We start from the raw sequence: 16,852 nt of genomic DNA on the forward strand, positions 1-16,852 counted from the left end.
GGGGCGCTGCGCCGTGATGGGCGTTCTCAACGTCACCCCGGATTCCTTTTCGGACGGTGGCAGGTACCTCGGCGTCGACGACGCGCTCGCGCACGCGCGCCGGATGTGGGCGCGTGGCGCGGACATGATCGACGTCGGCGGCGAGTCGACGAGGCCGGGAGCGTCGCGTGTGGACGCCCGCGTCGAGCTGGCGCGGGTGCTCCCGGTGATCAAGGAGCTTTCCGCGGAAGGCATCGCGCTTTCCGTCGACACCACCAGGGCCGAGGTTGCCGCGGCCGCGCTCGACGCGGGCGCTCGCGTGATCAACGACGTGTCCGGCGGGCTGGCCGATCCGGCCATGGCGAAGGTGGCCGCCGCCTCGGGTGCGCCGTGGGTGCTGATGCACTGGCGCGGGCACAGCAAGGACATGAACGCGCTCGCCAGCTACCGCGACGTCGTGCGCGACGTGCGGGCGGAACTGGGTGAGCGGGTGGACGCGGCGATGGCGGCAGGCGTCGCGGGAGAAGCGATCGTGCTCGATCCCGGGCTGGGGTTCGCCAAGCGCGCCGAGCACGACTGGGCGCTGCTGCACGGGCTGGCTTCCTTGCTGGAACTCGGTTTCCCGGTGCTCGTCGGCGCGTCGCGCAAGCGTTTCCTCGGCCGCCTACTGTCCGATGTGGACGGTAATCCGCGGGTGCCGGACGGACGGGAGACGGCGACCGCGGCGGTGTCCGCGCTCGCCGCCGCGGCGGGTGCGTGGGGTGTCCGCGTGCACGAGGTCGGCGCGTCACTGGACGCCGTCGCGGTGGCGGCGGCATGGGAACGGGGAGCACCGTGAGCAACGGCGATCGGATCACGTTGACCGGGCTGCGCGTGTTCGGGCGGCACGGCGTCTTCGAGCACGAGAAGCGTGACGGGCAGGTCTTCGTCATCGACCTCGTCGTGTGGCTCGATCTGACCGCGGCCGCGGAAACCGACGACCTGCACCAGACCCTGCACTACGGCGAGCTGGCCGAGGCGACCGCCGCGATCGTGGCCGGGGAGCCGTTCGACCTGATCGAGTCCGTCGCGGGCGCGGTCGCGGTGAAGGTGCTCGAGGACGAGCGCGTGCGCGCCGTCGAGGTGACGGTGCACAAGCCGTCGGCGCCGATCCCGCTCACCTTCGACGACGTCGCCGTCACGATCCGGCGGGAGCGATGACCCGCGCGGTCCTGTCGCTCGGCTCGAACCTCGGGGACCGGCTCGGGTTCCTGCGTTCGGTGGTCGACGGCCTCGGTACGCACTTGGTCGCGGTTTCGAGCGTCTACGAAACCGCGCCGTGGGGCGTGGAGGACCAGCCCGACTTCCTGAACGCGGTGTGCGTCGTCGACGACCCCGAACGCGACGAGTGGGCGTGGTTGCGCACCGGCCAGGCCTTCGAGCGGGCCGCGGGCCGGGTCCGCGAGCAGCGCTGGGGCCCGCGCACCCTCGATGTCGACATAGTGACCGTCGAAGGGGTCCGGTCGGCCGACCCGGAGCTGCTGCTGCCGCATCCCGGCACCCCGGACCGGGCGAGCGTGCTCGTGCCCTGGCACGAGATCGAACCGGACGCCGAGCTGCCCGGCCACGGCCCGGTGGCCGCCCTGCTGGCCGCGCGCCCGGAATCCGACCGGGCAGGCGTGCGGCGAACCCCCCTGACCCTCCGCTGACCCAGCGCACCCCGGCCCGCAGTTAGCGGGCTAAACGCACTCGGCGACCCCCGCCCCGCGGCCACCGGCCCGCGCGCAGTTAGCGGGCTAAACGCGCTCGGCGCGGATGATCCGGTCTGTCCGGATCGGGGTGACCAGCCGGGCCGAATCCGGCCGGACATGGCGAGCGTCACACGCATACGGTGGAGCCATGCATTTCACGCGGCCCCGGGAGCTGCTCGTGGCGGGGGTGCTCGGCCTTGTGGTCGGGTACGTGCTCTTCCAAACGGCCTACGGTTCCCTCCCGCGAATGCCGCTCGCGGCCGGGGCCGCGCTGTTCGTCCTCGCGCTGGTCGAGGTCGTGCTGGCCTTCTCGATCCGGGCGCGGATCAAGGGCGGGCGCGTTCTCGGCGCCATCGCGATCGCTCGCTCGGTCGCGCTCGCTAAGGCATCTTCGCTGCTCGGAGCCCTGATGCTCGGCGGATGGCTCGGCGCCACCGCCTACCTGTTCCCCAAGCGGTCGTACCTCACGGCGGCGGCGTCCGACACCACCAGCGCGCTGGTCGGGGCGCTCGGCGGGCTGCTGCTGGGGGCCGCGGCGCTGTGGCTCGAACACTGCTGCCGGACACCCGACCGGGGTGATAGTGAACGCCCCGGCTGAGTGACCGGTTAACGCGGAGAATCCACCGCTCGAAGTACCGACTAGGTCTCAGACGGGTTACTAGAAGGTACGGTGTTGGGCATGACTGGCGTGGGTGACGACTCGCGCGGCCGCCTCATGGGTAGGTCGTGGCTTGTCGCCGGATTGCTCCTCGCCGTCGGCTCCACGCTCGCCCTCGTGCTCAGTGATGACGCGCGCCTGCTCAGGCTCGGCATCGTCGCCGCGCTGTGGGCCGCACTGCTCGGCGCGTTTCTCGCCGTCAGGTACCGCAAGCACGCGAGTGCCAGCGAGGACGCCGTCGCGCAGGCGCAGGAACTGTACGAACTGGAGCTCGAACGCGAGATCGCCGCGAGGCGCGAGTTCGAGCTCGAGGTCGAGGCCGAAGCGCGTGAGCGCGCGGATGACGACTCTCGCGAAGAGCTCGACGCGCTCCGTGCCGAGGTGAGCGCGCTGCGCGAGAGCCTGCAGGCGCTCTTCGGCGGCGAAGTGCTCTACGAGCGCGTCGCGCTGACCGCGCAGGCCACCCGCATGCGCTCCCTGGAAAAGCAGCGTGTCGTGCAAGGTGCGAATGGCAAGCAGATCGCCGCGTCGAGCCACAACGGCAACGGCTCCGGTCACGGCGAGCAGAACGGCGTGGAGGTCCCTGACCGGCCCACCGAGCTGATCGACCGCGTCATCGAGCACACGAACGGCACCGAGCAGCGCCGCACGCCGAAACCGGCCGAGAAGCCGAAGCCGGCCAGACCGGAGCCCGAGGTCGATTCCGGGCCGCCGACCCGCCGCGTCCCGAAGCCCGTGCGCGTAACTCCGAGCACGCCTCCGAAACCCGCGCAGCCCGCGCGTGCCGCCCGTGCCGAGCCCCCGGCACCACGCAAGCAGGAGCCCGCTCCGGCCGAGCCCGAGCTGACCAGGCCCGCGCTCGATCAGGTCGAGCGCGCCAAGCCCGCCGCCAGGCCTCCCCGCGCGCCGGAGCGCAAGGCGCCCGCGGCGGCGAACCCCGAACCGGGCAGGCCGAAGGCGGCCGACCTGGTCAAGGGCCTCGACGTCGAATGGACCCCGTCCTGGGAGTCCAAGGACCGCCCGGTGAACGACCTGTCCGCGGCCTTCCCGGCCAGGGGGGCCGAGTTCGGTCCCGCCACGAGGCGCCCGCCCGCCGGGAACGGTTTGCCCGCTAAAAGCGCCGAGGCTCCCAGCGGGGCGTTCGCGAGCGGGGAGCCCAGCAGGCGCGATCTGCCCCCGGCGCGCCCCAGCAGGCAGGTGCCCGCCGAGGCGTCCCAGCCCGCGATGCCGCCCGCGCGGCCGAACCCGCCCCGGGCCGAACCGCCCCGTCCGGAGCGCCAGGAGCCCGCGCGCCAGGAACCGCCGAGGAAGGCCGCGGCGCAGCCGGAGCCGATGCCGTCGGCCCGGCTCGAGCCGCAGCGCCAGCCGGAGCCCGAACCAGCGCCGTCGAGGCCGTCCAGGCACGGCTCGCACACCGCCGAGCCCGCGGCCGCTGCTGCCGCCGCCGCGAGCGTGCCGGAGGAGCCGCAGCCGAACCCGACGCTGCCGCCGTCCGTGCGCGAGATCCAGGAGAGCCGTTCCGGCGGCCGCAGGCGCCGTGCGGAGGACGACGACGAGCCCATGGCCGAGAGCGGTGGGGGCAGGCGCCGCCGCCCCGACGGCGAGCCGCCCGCCTGGGAGGCTCCCGGCGCCAACGGGCGGCACACGGGCAGCCACGCCAAGCCGGACGACGCGAACGGCTCCGGCCGCCGCCGTGCCGCCGGATCGCACAGCAGTGGTTACACCCCGCAACCGGAGTCCTCTGGCTCGCACGGTTCGGGTGCCGGTCGTTCGGTCACGGAGCTGCTCGCCGCGCACGGTTCCGGTGACACGGCGCCGCGGCGCAGGCGCCGCGCCGAAGACTGAACCGGGTGCACGTAGGGTTACCGGGCGTGAGGGGATCCGACGTGCAATTCGGAAACACACGACGACCGCGCCGCGTCACCGTCCTGCTGCCCTTGCTGGGCCTGGTCGTGCTGGCGGTGTGCGGGCTGCTGCTGTTCGGCCTCGCCACCGTTCGCGTCGGCGTGGTCCCGGCGATGATCGGGGTCGTCGCGGCGCTGGTCCCGGTCGCGGTCGTGGTGCCGGCGCTGCTGTGGGTGGACCGGTGGGAGCCGGAACCCGCGAAGCTGCTCCTGCTCGCGTTCGCGTGGGGCGCGTGCTTCGCCACGATCACGGCGCTGCTGATCAACAACACCGCCGAAGCCGTCGGCGATCTGCTGCTGGGCAGCGGCAACGGCAGCAAGCTCAGCGCGGTCGTGTCGGCGCCGCTGGTGGAGGAGGCCGCGAAGGGCGCCTTCGTGCTGCTCGTGCTGTGGCGGCGCGCGGGCGAGTTCGACGGCGTGATCGACGGGATCGTCTACGCCGGGTTCAGCGCCACCGGTTTCGCCTTCACCGAGAACATCTACTACTTCGGCCGCGCGTTCGCCGACAACGGTTTCGGCGACGGGACGAACCCGGGCGTGCTCGCCGCGTTCGTCCTGCGCGGGGTGCTTTCGCCGTTCACACATCCCTTGTTCGCGGTCCTCTTCGGCATCGGGGTCGGCGTCGCGGCGCGCGCCAAGAGCCCGGTCGCGCGCTGGCTCGCGCCGATCGGCGGCTACCTCGGCGCGGTCGCGCTGCACGCGCTGTGGAACTCGGCCGCGGTGCTCGGCGGCGCGAAGACGTTCCTGAACGTGTACTTCCTGATCATGGTCCCGATGTTCATCGGGGTGGTCATGCTGATCATGCTCAACCGGCGCCGCGAGCAGCGGATCGTCGAAGCCGCGTTGCCCGGCATGGCGGACGCGCGGTGGATCGCGCGATCCGAGATGGGGCTGTTCGCGAGCCTCGCCGGTCGCCGCAAGTGGCGGCAGCAGGCGAAGAAGCAGTCGGGCCCGGCGGCGGCGAAGGCGGTCGCGGCCTACCAGGCCGCCGTCACCGAGCTCGCTTTCCTGCTGCGGGGCGACGTCCGAAAGCCGGACAGCGAGCAGCGGAGAAGTGAGCTACTGGCCACGCTGCGCAGTTCACGGGCCGAGGCGGTTCGCCTTGCGTCCGCGAACGGTGACTCACCGCGCAGGGGGACCCAGGACGGGTGAAGCTGGTCATAAACCCCCTCCCCTCGTGCGCGGACGGGAGCTACTCTCGCGCCGTCGTCCGGTACCCACAACGAGCGGGACTGGAACGAGTAGGGAGTTCGCAATCATGAGCGATCACGCCGGCCCCGCGATGCTGCGCCCGGCGCGGCTGGCCGTCGGTGTGGTGTCGGCGGGCAGAGTGGGCAGCGTCTTCGGCGCCGCACTGGCCAGGGCAGGGCACACCGTGGTCGCCGCGTCCGGGATTTCGGCGGCGTCGCTGGCCCGTGCCGAACGGATGCTCCCCGACGTGCCGCTGCGACCACCGGATGAGGTGGCCCGGCTGGCGGATCTGGTGCTCCTCGCGGTCCCCGACGACGAGCTCGAAGGCCTCGTCCGCGGCCTCGTCGCGACGGGTTCGATCCGCGCGGGCCAGATCGTGGTGCACACCTCCGGCGCGCACGGCACCGCCGTGCTGGCGCCGGTGGCCGAGGCAGGCGCGCTGCCGCTCGCGCTGCACCCCGTGATGACGTTCACCGGCCGCTCGGAGGACCTGGAGCGGATGGCCGCGTGCAGCATCGGCATCACCGCTGCCGACGGCGACGAAGCCGCCTGGAACGTCGGCGAAGCGCTGACGATGGAGATGAGCGCCGAACCGGTCCGCGTGCCGGAGCAGGCTCGCGGGCTCTACCACGCGGCGCTCGCCCACGGTGCGAACCACTTGGTCACCCTGATCGCGGACTGCGCGGACGTCCTGCGCGGCGCGGGTGTCGAGAACGCCGAACGAGTGCTGGGGCCGCTGCTGTCGGCCGCGCTCGACAACGTGCTGCGCCACGGCGACCGCGCGCTGACCGGCCCGGTGGCCCGCGGAGACGAGGGCACCGTGCGCAAGCATTTGGCCGTGCTGGCCGAAAACGCGCCCGAGGTCGCGCCGTCGTACCGCACGCTCGCCGCGCGGACCGTGGCGCGCGCGTCCGCGTCCGGGATGCTCGGCACCGGCGCCGCGCGCGAAATTTCCCAGCTGCTCGGCGAAACCCGCCATGACCACTGAAGGACGACCATGACCACGCCGAGCATGTCGACCGCGCCGAAGTTCACGCGCGGCGCGCTCAACACGTACCGCACGCCCGCCGACCTGGCGAGGGTGGCGGCCGCGCTGCACAAGGTCGGCAGGAAGGTCGCGCTGGTGCCCACGATGGGCGCGCTGCACGCCGGGCACCGCGAGCTGCTGCGGCGTGCGAAGCGGCTGCCGAACACGGTCGTCGGCGCGTCGATCTTCGTGAACCCCTTGCAGTTCGGGGAAGGCGAGGACTTCGAGGCGTACCCGCGGCCGCTGGACGCGGACCTCGAAGTACTGGGCGAAATCGGTGCCGAATACGCGTTCGTCCCTTCGGTCGAGGATCTCTACCCCGAAGGCGCGACGGTGACCGTCCACCCGGGCCCACTCGGCGAAGAATTGGAAGGAACGGTGCGGCCGGGGCATTTTTCGGGAATGCTCACGGTGGTCGCGAAGTTGCTCAACATCGTGCGCCCCGACTACGCCTTCTTCGGGGAGAAGGACTACCAGCAGCTCGTGCTGGTGAAGCGGATGGTGCGCGACCTGAACCTGGACACGCGGGTGGTCGGCGTGCCGACGGTGCGGGAATCCGACGGGCTGGCGTTGTCCTCGCGCAACGCCTACCTGACCGACGAGCAACGGCAGGACGCCGTGGTCCTGTCGGCGGCGCTGACGGCGGGAGTGCACGCCGGGGCGCACGGAACGGGTGAAGTGCTGGCCGCTGCCGAGCGCGTACTGGCGGCACGCCCCAAAGTGGAGCTCGACTATCTCGAGGTGCGGGGAACCGACCTGGGACCCGCGCCCGTCGACGGGGAGGCACGGTTGCTGATCGCGGCCAGGGTGGGGCGAACCCGGCTGATCGACAACGCTCCGCTGCTGCTCGGCCAGGCGGCTCTGCAGGGTGTGGAGCGGTCCGAACACCAGGACGCAGGGGCATGAGAGGGAGTCCGAGATGTACCGCACGATGCTGAAGTCGAAGATCCATCGGGCCACCGTGACGCAGGCCGACCTGCACTACGTGGGCTCCGTGACGATCGACGAGACGCTCATGGAGGCGGCCGATCTGCTGCCGGGCGAGCAGGTGTCCATTGTGGACATTACGAACGGTGCGCGGCTCGAGACGTACGTGATCACGGGCGAGCGCGACAGCGGCGTGCTCGGCATCAACGGCGCCGCGGCGCACCTGGTGCACCCCGGTGATCTGGTCATCCTCATCGCGTACGGGCAGATGGACAACGCCGAGGCGGCCACGTACCAGCCTCGTATCGTGTTCGTCGACGCCGACAACCGCATCGCCGACTCCGGCACCGACCCCGGGCACGCGCCGGACGGGTCCGGGCTGATCAGCGGCACCGTGACCCTGCCCGCGATCGAGGGCGAAACCGCGTACCCGGTCGCCGAGACCGTCGACGCGGCGCGCCTCGACGCGCTCCTCCACGCGGAGGGCTGAACCGCCCCGGAAGGGTCCCCTTGCTCCTCACGATCGACGTCGGCAACACGAACATCGTGCTCGGCCTCTACGAGGGCCGTGGTGACGCGGCGAAGCTGCGTCACGACTGGCGGATGCGCACGGACGCGCAGATCACCGCCGACGAGCTGGCGCTGACGATGCGCGGGCTGCTCGGCGAGTACGCCGAGCAGGTCACCGGGATCAGCGCGCTCTCGACCGTGCCCGCGGTGCTGCGCGAACTGCGCGCGATGCTCGGCCGCTACTACGCCGACGTGCCGAAGGTCGTGGTGGAGCCCGGCGTCCGCACCGGGGTGCCGCTCCTGGTGGACAACCCGAAGGAAGTGGGCGCCGACCGGCTGGCGAACACCCTCGCCGCGCACCACCTGCACCCGACCGCGTGCGTCGTCGTCGACTTCGGCACCTCGACGAACATCGACGCGATCTCCGCGAAAGGCGAATTCCTCGGTGGCGCGTTCGCGCCCGGTATCGAGATCTCCGTGGACGCACTCGCCGACAAGGCCGCCGCGCTGCGGAAGGTCGAACTGGTGCCGCCGCGGTCGGTGATCGGCAAGAGCACCGTGGAATGCCTGCAGTCCGGCATCGTCTACGGGTTCGCCGGTCAGGTCGACGGGCTGGTGAAGCGGATCGTCGCCGAGCTGACCGGCGGTGCCGACGTGCCGGTCGCGGTGCTCGCCACCGGCGGGCTCGCGCCACTCGTACTGTCCGAATCGGACACCATCACCGAGCACGTGCCCGATCTGACCCTGCTCGGCCTCAGGTTGGTGTACGAGCGGCACGTCCGTGCCTAGTGCAGGAGTTTGAGGCCCACCACCCCGGCGACGATGAGCACGAGGCAGACGATCCGGCCTGCCGAAACGGGATCGCCGAGCGCCACCATGCCGTACACGGCGGTGCCGATCGCGCCGATACCGACCCAAATGGCATATCCAGTGCCGATCGGAATGGTCCGCATGGCGTAAGCGAGACCGCCCATGCTGAGTATCAGCGCGCCGACGAACAGCAGCGTCGGCGCAAGCTTGGAGAACCCCTTCGAAGCGCTGAGCGCGGCGGCCCACACGGTTTCGAGCACACCGGAGAGGACGAGAACGAGCCACGACATGACGAGCCTTTCGCAGTACCCACCGGCACGGGAATCGTGCCGGTCGTGCTGCGCCGTCTTGTCCTGACCGGGTACGACGCGCTCGTCCGGGGCGGAATGCCACCAATCCCGAAGGTAGCACGCCGTGCGCCGGGGAACCGGTGACGTTCCTTACCGGCGGACCGCGCGAATGACCGTCGTCACCAGTGGCAGCTCGAATTCGCCCACCGCGGTCTCGGGGGTGGTTCGGAGGAATTCCCGCACCTTCGCCAGTGCGGCCGCGCGCTCGGCCTCAGCGGTGACAAGAAAGCGCGAATGCGTGGCGACGGTGGCCGTGAGCGTTTCCGCTGTGCGGCGTTGGCTGTGCGAAAACCGGGCGCGTTCGAACGGGTGGAATGCCGGATGGCCGGGAAGGGGGCGGTCCTCGTCGGCCCATCCCCTGCTGACCCCGGTGCGGACGAGTGCGGAGAATGCGGCGACCCACGGCACGGATTCGTCGTCGTGGTTCCATAACGCGGTCACCGTGCCACCCGGTCGCAGTATCCGCGCGATCTCGGTGAGTGCGGAGTCGACGTCGAACCAGTGAAATGCCTGTCCCGCGAAAACCGCGTCGGCGCTGTCGTCGGGGAGCGGAATCCGTTCGGCCGTACCCGGGTACGCCTTGACGGCGGGTAGCCGCTTGGACAGTTCAGCCCGCATTTGGTCATCCGGTTCGACCGCGACGACGGTGACGTCCCCGAGGGATAGCAGGTTCCCGGTAAGTTTTCCGGTTCCGGCGGCGAGATCGATAATTCTTCCGCGATCGCCCTCCGGTAGTCCCCATGCGAGGGCTTCGACGGGGTAATCGGGGCGGTGCTCGGCGTAAGCGGCCGCTTCGGCACCGAAGGAACGGGAACGCTCCGTGCGCAGTTCCGCGGAATCCGGCATGGGCTCGGTCACGCGTTGATCGTAGTTCAACGCGAATGGCGGTCTGGTGAACCGGCGCGGGCCGGGTAAAGCTGACTTCGGTAATCCGGTTGCCGTGACCGGAGGGGTGGTTCGTACCCTGGTGCCCATGACCGAGAATCCCGCCGCTGACGGCGTGCCGACCGATGACCTGCCGGAACAGCTGCGGGTGCGGCGGGAAAAGCGCGACCGGATCCTTGCCGAGGGGATCGATCCCTATCCGGTCGAGGTGGCGAGGACGCACACGCTCGCCGAAGTCCGCGCGGCCCACGACGGCCTGCCCGCGGACACCGCGACCGGCGAGCAGGTCGGGGTCACCGGGCGCGTGATGTTCCTGCGCAACACCGGGAAGCTGTGCTTCGCCAGCCTGCGCGAGGGCGACGGCACCGAGCTGCAGGCCATGATCAGCCTCGCGAAGGTCGGCGAGGACGCGCTGGCGGCGTGGAAGTCCGATGTCGACCTCGGTGACCACGTGTTCGTGCACGGCGAGGTCATCACGTCCAAGCGGGGCGAGCTGTCGGTGATGGCGGACGGCTGGCGCCTGACCTCGAAGTCCTTGCGCCCGTTGCCGGTGATGTACAAGGAACTGGCCGAGGAAACCCGGATCCGCCAGCGTTATGTCGACCTGATCGTCCGGCCGCGCGCCCGCGACGTCGTGCGGACCAGGGCCGCCGTGATGCGCTCGCTGCGCGACTCGTTCCACCGCCGCGGTTTCACCGAGGTCGAGACCCCGATGCTGCAGACCCTGCACGGCGGCGCGGCGGCCAGGCCGTTCGTGACCCATTCGAACGCCTTCGATCTCGACCTTTACCTGCGGATCGCGCCGGAGCTCTACCTCAAGCGGTGCGTGGTCGGCGGGATCGAGAAGGTCTTCGAGATCAACCGCAACTTCCGGAACGAAGGAAGCGACTCGTCACATTCGCCCGAGTTCGCCATGCTCGAGTTCTACGAAGCGTATGGGACATATGACACGGCGGCGGTCATGACGAGGGAACTCGTTCAGGAGGCCGCCGAGGCCGCGTTCGGCACCCAGATCGTCACTCTCGCCGACGGAACCGAGTACGACCTGTCCGGCGAATGGACGACGCTGAAGATGTACGAGTCCCTATCGGAGGCGCTCGGTGAAGAAGTCACACCGGAGACTTCCGCGGCGAAGCTGCACGGCTTCGCTCAGGCCCGCGAACTCGAGGTCGACCCGAAGCTGACGCACGGCAAACTGGTCGAGGAACTGTGGGAACACCTCGTCGGTGACCATCTGTCCGAGCCGACATTTGTCCGTGATTTTCCGATCGAGACCTCCCCGCTGACCAGGCAACACCGCAGTCAGGAGGGGGTCGCCGAGAAGTGGGACCTCTACGTGCGGGGATTCGAACTCGGCACCGGCTACTCGGAGCTGGTCGACCCCGTTGTCGAGCGGCAAAGGCTCACCGAGCAGTCCCGCCTCGCGGCGGCCGGGGATAGCGAAGCGATGCGCCTTGACGAAGATTTCCTCCGGGCTCTGGAGTATGGAATGCCGCCCAGTGGCGGGGTCGGAATGGGTATCGACCGGTTGCTGATGGCACTGACCGGGCTCGGTATCCGGGAGACGATCCTCTTCCCACAGGTTCGGCCCGAATAACCCCGAAGAGTGAGCAAGGGCTTTCGCGACGCGGGTAAACCCAATCGAGATTTGCGTTTAGTCGCGATGGCGGGTATCAATGTCTCCAGACAATGGCTTCTTGTCGGGGGCCGCCGCCCCTGCCTGATCATTCGCCAGGCCTATGCAGGAGGAAACTGATGGCACAGAAGGTGCTCGTCTCACTCGTCGACGACCTCGACGGTTCCGAGGCGGAAGAGACCGTTGAGTTCGGTTTGGATGGCGTGAGCTACCAGATCGATCTCTCCTCGGACAACGCGGAAGAATTGCGCGACGCGCTCGCCCAGTATGTCGAGCACGCGCGCCGCGCCGGTGGCCGCAAGCGCTCCGCCACCCGTCCCTCGGCGAAGGCGGTCGCCCGTCCCGCCACCGTCGACCGCGAGCAGAACCAGGCCATTCGCGCCTGGGCCCGCAAGAACGGCTTCGCCGTCTCCGACCGCGGGCGCATCCCGTCGGAGGTCGTGGACGCCTACCACAAGAAGAACTGACCGCCAGCACGGCTGTTTGTTCGAGCAAAGGCGCCTTGTCGAACAAAGTGGCGGTGCCAGTGGGGGACTGGCGTCGTGACGGCTTGGTTTTGTGACGGTGGGAGAGCCGCCGGGAGATTCTCCCGGCGGCTCTCGTCGTTACGGCGTTCCCGATGCCGGCGGGGAGAACCCGAAGTCGCCGCCGAAATGACCTTGATCGGTGTAGCCGAGTTCGGCGGCCAGCAGGCCGAAGTCCCGGTTTTCGTCCATTGCCGCCCGCCGCGCGGCGTCGGTGAGCCGGTACGCCCTGATCGCCCACTTAGGACTCGTGCCGACGTGTTCGGAGAACAGGCGCTGCAAGGTGCGGACGGTCACCCTCGTCGCCGAACTCAGGTGGTCCACCCTCGTGATGGACGGCGTGCCCGCGAGGGTTTCCACGACGCGCACCGCGCGGCGCGCCTGCCTCGTGAGCGGCGGCACGTCCGTTCGGAGCAACCGGTCCACCGCCGACACCATTTCCTCGTCGGTGCCCGCCTTCCCGACCTCCGCCGCGGTGGCTTCCGCCTCGTCGCCGAACACGGCCGAAAGCGGTATCGCGCGGTCGGCGAGATCCGAAACCGGGCTCCCCAGGTAGGCGCGGAAGGTGCCGGGCCGGAAGCGCACGGCGAGCCCCTGCCCGGCGCCGGTCAGCAGGTGCGAGAGCGTCCCGTGCGACGGCCCGACCACACCGGTGTTGCCGGTGAAGAAGCTCGCGTAGACCGCGATGGTCGGCAGGGCCTGCTGGGCACGCGGCGGCTGGCCGCGCAGGTCCCAGCGCACCAGCCAGTAGTACTCGACGAAGTCACGCAACTCGGCTGCGGGCAGTTTGCGGACGACGGCCACGTTCGCCGTCTCCAGCCCGTCGCCGGTCGCTCCCCTGGTGATCCGCACCCGTCCACGGTAATGAGCGGAACCAGTGGTCTGAGCCAGTCGTAATCGTGACGTCACCTGGGAACCCGTGGTCCGCACTCTCCGAATCCGGTGCCGTACCGACGGTGCGTTCCAGCGGGCTCAGGCCCGGCGGCGGACGCGCGGGCAGGCGTCGCATTCGGCTTCGCCGGGCAGCAGATAGGAAAAGCAGCAGCTTTCCCGGCGACGAGTCCATTCACGATGTCCGTCGGCGCTTTCGCACGTTTCGAGCGTCGACGCGGATGTCAACGGGGCGTAGGTGTCCGCCAGTACGAGCGCCGCGTCGGCGACGCCCGCACCTTCGTCGCCGCCTTGTTTGCCCGCCCACCAGAGCGAATTGTCGAGCGCGTCCGTCGCGGCGGCCCACAGCGTCCGTTTTCCGAACGGGCCGACGGCGGCGTACGCGCGCACGAACTGGGCGGCGTGCGCGATGTAGCGCGTGCGCAGCATCGCGGCCAACGCGTGTTCGTCGGCGACGACCGTGGCGCCGGGCAGATCGCACCCGGGGTCCGATGGCAGGCAGTAGAAGTCCTCGCCGGTCAACGCCATGCCCTCGGGATGCGGCCGGTCGTCGCCGAGGGAGAACGCGAGCTCCGAGGGGCGCAGCGACGGCACCCGGCGTTCGTGGTGCATCAGCAGTGCGCCGAGGTAGGCGGGTACGTGCAGGTACCAGGACATGACGTAGGAGCCGGTCGTCCGCGCCGGCGCCTCGCCGAAGCGTGGCCGGAGCCAGCCGTCGAGCTCCTTGCGCCAGCGATCGAAGCCAGCGGGGTCGTCGAGCAGGTCGGCGCAGCGGAGCCAGTTAGCGGGCATATCGCGCCGGAGGTCGGCGCGGCTCTGGAGCGCGCGCACCCTGGCCAACGACGCCGCGAGGCCGTCGGCCGCCGGGGCGCGTTTAGACCGCGAAACGTTCACGCGGGCCTTTCTGCTCCGTCAGGGTGATTAGGTCTGCCTAACCTTACCTCAACGGCCGGGCGGCCACCGATCGGGCGAAACTCACCAGACAGGCCTGTTCGCGGTGAGCGGAAACCGGGGTCCGGTGGAATCCGGCGGCGCCGTCCTTCGTTGAACAACACGTCCGCAACCAGCGAAGACGTGCCACGGAACGGGGTGCGTGACTAGCTGTCTGTGACCCAATCCGCCGTAGTGGTAGGCCAGCGCGACCGCATGGCTACTACAGTGGTCTCACGGTGCTGAAGTCATCGGGTGCTTCCCGATGGAATCGGGCCGCCGGCGCAGCAGTCGAGGGAGTGTAAATGTTCGAGAGGTTTACCGACCGCGCGAGGCGGGTGGTCGTCCTGGCCCAAGAAGAGGCCAGGATGCTCAACCACAACTACATCGGCACCGAGCACATCCTCCTGGGTCTGATCCACGAGGGTGAAGGTGTCGCCGCCAAGGCGCTGGAGTCGCTGGGTATCGCGCTGGAGGGTGTCCGCCAGCAGGTCGAGGAGATCATCGGCCAGGGGCAGCAGGCCCCGAGCGGGCACATCCCCTTCACCCCGCGTGCCAAGAAGGTGCTGGAGCTGTCCCTGCGCGAAGCGCTGCAGCTCGGCCACAACTACATCGGCACCGAGCACATCCTGCTCGGGCTCATCCGCGAGGGCGAGGGCGTGGCCGCCCAGGTGCTGGTCAAGCTCGGCGCCGACCTCAACCGGGTGCGCCAGCAGGTCCTGCAGCTGCTGTCCGGCTACCAGGGCAAGGAACCCCAGGAAGCCGGTGGCGGCCGTGGCGAGGGCACGCCGTCCTCGTCGCTCGTGCTGGACCAGTTCGGCCGCAACCTGACCGTCTCCGCCCGCGAGGGCAAGCTCGACCCGGTGATCGGGCGCGGCAAGGAGATCGAGCGGGTCATGCAGGTGCTGTCGCGGCGCACCAAGAACAACCCGGTCCTGATCGGTGAGCCCGGCGTCGGCAAGACGGCCGTCGTGGAGGGCCTCGCCCAGAACATCGTCAAGGGCGAGGTGCCCGAGACGCTGAAGGACAAGCAGCTCTACACGCTCGACCTCGGGTCGCTCGTCGCGGGCTCCCGCTACCGTGGTGACTTCGAAGAGCGCCTCAAGAAGGTGCTCAAGGAGATCAAGACGCGCGGCGACATCATCCTGTTCATCGACGAGCTGCACACGCTCGTCGGCGCGGGTGCCGCCGAGGGCGCGATCGACGCCGCGTCGATCCTGAAGCCGATGCTCGCCCGCGGTGAGCTGCAGACGATCGGCGCCACCACGCTCGAGGAGTACCGCAAGTACATCGAGAAGGACGCCGCGCTGGAGCGCCGGTTCCAGCCGATCCAGGTCGGCGAGCCGTCGCTGGAGCACACGATCGAGATCCTCAAGGGCCTGCGCGACCGGTACGAGGCGCACCACCGCGTCTCCATCACCGACTCCGCGCTGGTCGCGGCGGCCACGCTGGCCGACCGCTACATCAACGACCGGTTCCTGCCGGACAAGGCGATCGACCTCATCGACGAGGCGGGCGCTCGGATGCGCATCCGCCGGATGACCGCGCCGCCGGACCTGCGCGAGTTCGACGAGAAGATCGCCGACGTGCGCCGGGACAAGGAATCCGCGATCGACGCGCAGGACTTCGAGCGGGCCGCGCGCCTGCGTGACGAGGAGAAGACCCTCCTCGGCCAGAAGTCCGAGCGGGAGAAGCAGTGGAAGGACGGCGACCTCGACGTCGTCGCCGAGGTCGACGACGAGCAGATCGCCGAGGTGCTCGCCAACTGGACCGGCATCCCGGTGTTCAAGCTCACCGAGGAGGAGACCACGCGTCTGCTCCGCATGGAGTCCGAGCTGCACAAGCGGATCATCGGCCAGGAGGACGCCGTCAAGGCCGTCTCGCAGGCGATCCGCCGCACGCGTGCCGGCCTGAAGGACCCGAAGCGCCCGTCCGGCTCGTTCATCTTCGCCGGCCCGTCCGGTGTCGGTAAGACCGAGCTGTCCAAGGCGCTGGCCTCCTTCCTGTTCGGCGAGGACGACGCGCTCATCCAGATCGACATGGGTGAGTTCCACGACCGGTACACCGCTTCGCGGCTCTTCGGTGCCCCTCCGGGCTACGTCGGCTACGAAGAGGGCGGCCAGTTGACCGAGAAGGTGCGGCGCAAGCCGTTCTCGGTGGTGCTGTTCGACGAGATCGAGAAGGCGCACCAGGAGATCTACAACACGCTCCTGCAGGTGCTGGAGGACGGCCGCCTGACCGATGGGCAGGGCCGTACCGTCGACTTCAAGAACACGGTGCTGATCTTCACCTCGAACCTGGGCACTTCGGATATCTCGAAGTCCGTGTCTCTCGGCTTCTCGGCGGGCAACGACGTCGAGACGAAGTACGAGAAGATGAAGCAAAAGGTCAACGAGGAGATGAAGAAGCACTTCCGGCCGGAGTTCCTCAACCGGATCGACGACATCATCGTCTTCCACCAGCTGACCAAGGACCAGATCATCGAGATGGTCGACCTGATGATCACCAGGGTCGAGGGCCAGCTGAAGGTCAAGGACATGGCGCTGGAGCTGACCGACAAGGCGAAGGCCCTGCTCGCCAAGCGCGGTTTCGACCCCGTGCTCGGTGCCAGGCCGCTGCGCCGCACGATCCAGCGCGAGATCGAGGACCAGCTGTCGGAGAAGATCCTGTTCGGCGAGATCCAGCCGGGCCAGATCATCATCGTCGACGTCGAGGGCTGGGACGGCGAGGACAACGAGCGGGACGACAAGGCGCACTTCACCTTCCGCGGTGAGGCCAAGCCGTCCGACGTGCCGGACGCACCCCCGGTGAGCATCGGCGCCTCCAGCGGCGACGACGCGGAGTCGGCGGAAAACGACTGACCCGAACACCATCGGAAGCGGCCCCCGGGACCACCCCGG

17 protein-coding genes and 1 riboswitch are annotated in these 16,852 nt (G+C 69.7%); of the genes, 13 read left to right on the top strand and 4 right to left on the bottom strand.

Annotated elements, in window-relative coordinates:
* Positions 1 to 16 precede the first annotated feature (16 nt).
* The 10 genes from folP (at position 17) to HUW46_RS24625 (ending at position 8,715) form a co-directional block, all read left to right on the top strand.
* A complete protein-coding gene (folP, locus tag HUW46_RS24580; RefSeq protein ID WP_215550081.1) occupies positions 17 to 817 on the top strand; it encodes a dihydropteroate synthase in 801 nt (266 codons plus the stop codon).
* Positions 814 to 1,179: a dihydroneopterin aldolase gene (folB, locus tag HUW46_RS24585; protein ID WP_254126528.1), complete on the top strand. Its 366-nt coding sequence runs from the start codon at positions 814 to 816 to the stop codon at positions 1,177 to 1,179. The genes folP and folB overlap by 4 nt, the downstream gene beginning before the upstream one ends.
* Positions 1,176 to 1,667: a 2-amino-4-hydroxy-6-hydroxymethyldihydropteridine diphosphokinase gene (folK, locus tag HUW46_RS24590; RefSeq protein WP_215549512.1), complete on the top strand. Its 492-nt coding sequence runs from the start codon at positions 1,176 to 1,178 to the stop codon at positions 1,665 to 1,667. Before folB ends, folK begins: the two co-directional genes overlap by 4 nt.
* Positions 1,668 to 1,857: 190 nt before the next feature.
* Positions 1,858 to 2,307 carry a DUF3180 domain-containing protein gene (locus HUW46_RS24595; RefSeq protein ID WP_215549513.1) on the top strand — a complete coding sequence of 150 codons (450 nt, stop codon included), beginning with the start codon at positions 1,858 to 1,860 and terminating at the stop codon, positions 2,305 to 2,307.
* 81 nt (positions 2,308 to 2,388) lie between these two features.
* Positions 2,389 to 4,212 (top strand): DUF6779 domain-containing protein, encoded by a 1,824-nt coding sequence (locus tag HUW46_RS24600; RefSeq protein ID WP_215549514.1) that lies wholly within the window; start codon positions 2,389 to 2,391, stop codon positions 4,210 to 4,212.
* Between the two features lie 41 nt (positions 4,213 to 4,253).
* On the top strand, positions 4,254 to 5,423 hold the full coding sequence (locus tag HUW46_RS24605) for a PrsW family intramembrane metalloprotease (protein WP_254126530.1): 1,170 nt from the start codon (positions 4,254 to 4,256) through the stop codon (positions 5,421 to 5,423).
* 130 nt (positions 5,424 to 5,553) lie between these two features.
* Positions 5,554 to 6,450 carry a Rossmann-like and DUF2520 domain-containing protein gene (locus HUW46_RS24610; protein WP_215550082.1) on the top strand — a complete coding sequence of 299 codons (897 nt, stop codon included), beginning with the start codon at positions 5,554 to 5,556 and terminating at the stop codon, positions 6,448 to 6,450.
* Positions 6,451 to 6,459: 9 nt separating this feature from the next.
* On the top strand, positions 6,460 to 7,395 hold the full coding sequence (gene panC, locus HUW46_RS24615; protein ID WP_215549516.1) for a pantoate--beta-alanine ligase: 936 nt from the start codon (positions 6,460 to 6,462) through the stop codon (positions 7,393 to 7,395).
* A 13-nt stretch (positions 7,396 to 7,408) separates the two neighbouring features.
* On the top strand, positions 7,409 to 7,906 hold the full coding sequence (gene panD / locus HUW46_RS24620; protein ID WP_215549517.1) for an aspartate 1-decarboxylase: 498 nt from the start codon (positions 7,409 to 7,411) through the stop codon (positions 7,904 to 7,906).
* A gap of 20 nt (positions 7,907 to 7,926) precedes the next feature.
* On the top strand, positions 7,927 to 8,715 hold the full coding sequence (locus tag HUW46_RS24625) for a type III pantothenate kinase (protein WP_215549518.1): 789 nt from the start codon (positions 7,927 to 7,929) through the stop codon (positions 8,713 to 8,715).
* On the opposite strand, the gene HUW46_RS24630 is transcribed toward HUW46_RS24625, so the two are convergent.
* Together HUW46_RS24630 and HUW46_RS24635 are read right to left on the bottom strand one after the other, a co-directional pair.
* Positions 8,712 to 9,026: a DMT family transporter gene (locus tag HUW46_RS24630; protein WP_215549519.1), complete on the bottom strand. Its 315-nt coding sequence runs from the start codon at positions 9,024 to 9,026 to the stop codon at positions 8,712 to 8,714. The genes HUW46_RS24625 and HUW46_RS24630 overlap by 4 nt on opposite strands.
* Before the next feature lie 47 nt (positions 9,027 to 9,073).
* Positions 9,074 to 9,135, bottom strand: a riboswitch (guanidine-III (ykkC-III) riboswitch).
* 41 nt (positions 9,136 to 9,176) lie between these two features.
* Positions 9,177 to 9,932, bottom strand: coding sequence for a class I SAM-dependent methyltransferase (locus tag HUW46_RS24635; RefSeq protein ID WP_215550083.1), 756 nt, complete (start codon positions 9,930 to 9,932; stop codon positions 9,177 to 9,179).
* Between the two features lie 127 nt (positions 9,933 to 10,059).
* On the opposite strand from HUW46_RS24635, the gene lysS reads away from it, so the two are divergent.
* Together lysS and HUW46_RS24645 are read left to right on the top strand one after the other, a co-directional pair.
* Positions 10,060 to 11,568 carry a lysine--tRNA ligase gene (lysS, locus tag HUW46_RS24640; protein ID WP_215549520.1) on the top strand — a complete coding sequence of 503 codons (1,509 nt, stop codon included), beginning with the start codon at positions 10,060 to 10,062 and terminating at the stop codon, positions 11,566 to 11,568.
* Between the two features lie 158 nt (positions 11,569 to 11,726).
* On the top strand, positions 11,727 to 12,074 hold the full coding sequence (locus HUW46_RS24645) for a histone-like nucleoid-structuring protein Lsr2 (protein ID WP_215549521.1): 348 nt from the start codon (positions 11,727 to 11,729) through the stop codon (positions 12,072 to 12,074).
* A gap of 138 nt (positions 12,075 to 12,212) precedes the next feature.
* On the opposite strand, the gene HUW46_RS24650 is transcribed toward HUW46_RS24645, so the two are convergent.
* Both HUW46_RS24650 and HUW46_RS24655 read right to left on the bottom strand, forming a co-directional pair.
* Entirely contained in the window at positions 12,213 to 12,983 is a 771-nt protein-coding gene (locus tag HUW46_RS24650; RefSeq protein WP_254126532.1) for a helix-turn-helix domain-containing protein, read from the bottom strand.
* A 120-nt stretch (positions 12,984 to 13,103) separates the two neighbouring features.
* Positions 13,104 to 13,916 carry a (2Fe-2S)-binding protein gene (locus HUW46_RS24655; RefSeq protein WP_254126534.1) on the bottom strand — a complete coding sequence of 271 codons (813 nt, stop codon included), beginning with the start codon at positions 13,914 to 13,916 and terminating at the stop codon, positions 13,104 to 13,106.
* 341 nt (positions 13,917 to 14,257) lie between these two features.
* Between HUW46_RS24655 and HUW46_RS24660 the strand changes: the two genes are divergently transcribed.
* A complete protein-coding gene (locus tag HUW46_RS24660; protein ID WP_215549522.1) occupies positions 14,258 to 16,813 on the top strand; it encodes an ATP-dependent Clp protease ATP-binding subunit in 2,556 nt (851 codons plus the stop codon).
* The last annotated feature ends 39 nt before the right edge of the window (positions 16,814 to 16,852 follow it).

The organism is Amycolatopsis sp. CA-230715 (assembly GCF_018736145.1).
In the GTDB taxonomy this organism is placed as follows: Bacteria; Actinomycetota; Actinomycetes; order Mycobacteriales; family Pseudonocardiaceae; genus Amycolatopsis.

Bases quoted from the DNA above. Each gene is read 5' to 3' on its own strand.
- folK (WP_215549512.1), top strand. From the start codon at position 1,176: ATGACCCGCGCGGTCCTGTCGCTCGGCTCGAACCTCGGGGACCGGCTC.
- HUW46_RS24595 (WP_215549513.1), top strand. From the start codon at position 1,858: ATGCATTTCACGCGGCCCCGGGAGCTGCTCGTGGCGGGGGTGCTCGGC.
- panD (WP_215549517.1), top strand. From the start codon at position 7,409: ATGTACCGCACGATGCTGAAGTCGAAGATCCATCGGGCCACCGTGACG.
- folP (WP_215550081.1), top strand. From the start codon at position 17: ATGGGCGTTCTCAACGTCACCCCGGATTCCTTTTCGGACGGTGGCAGG.
- HUW46_RS24600 (WP_215549514.1), top strand. From the start codon at position 2,389: ATGACTGGCGTGGGTGACGACTCGCGCGGCCGCCTCATGGGTAGGTCG.
- HUW46_RS24660 (WP_215549522.1), top strand. From the start codon at position 14,258: ATGTTCGAGAGGTTTACCGACCGCGCGAGGCGGGTGGTCGTCCTGGCC.
- HUW46_RS24645 (WP_215549521.1), top strand. From the start codon at position 11,727: ATGGCACAGAAGGTGCTCGTCTCACTCGTCGACGACCTCGACGGTTCC.
- HUW46_RS24635 (WP_215550083.1), bottom strand. From the start codon at position 9,932: ATGCCGGATTCCGCGGAACTGCGCACGGAGCGTTCCCGTTCCTTCGGT.
- panC (WP_215549516.1), top strand. From the start codon at position 6,460: ATGACCACGCCGAGCATGTCGACCGCGCCGAAGTTCACGCGCGGCGCG.
- lysS (WP_215549520.1), top strand. From the start codon at position 10,060: ATGACCGAGAATCCCGCCGCTGACGGCGTGCCGACCGATGACCTGCCG.
- HUW46_RS24610 (WP_215550082.1), top strand. From the start codon at position 5,554: ATGCTGCGCCCGGCGCGGCTGGCCGTCGGTGTGGTGTCGGCGGGCAGA.
- HUW46_RS24630 (WP_215549519.1), bottom strand. From the start codon at position 9,026: ATGTCGTGGCTCGTTCTCGTCCTCTCCGGTGTGCTCGAAACCGTGTGG.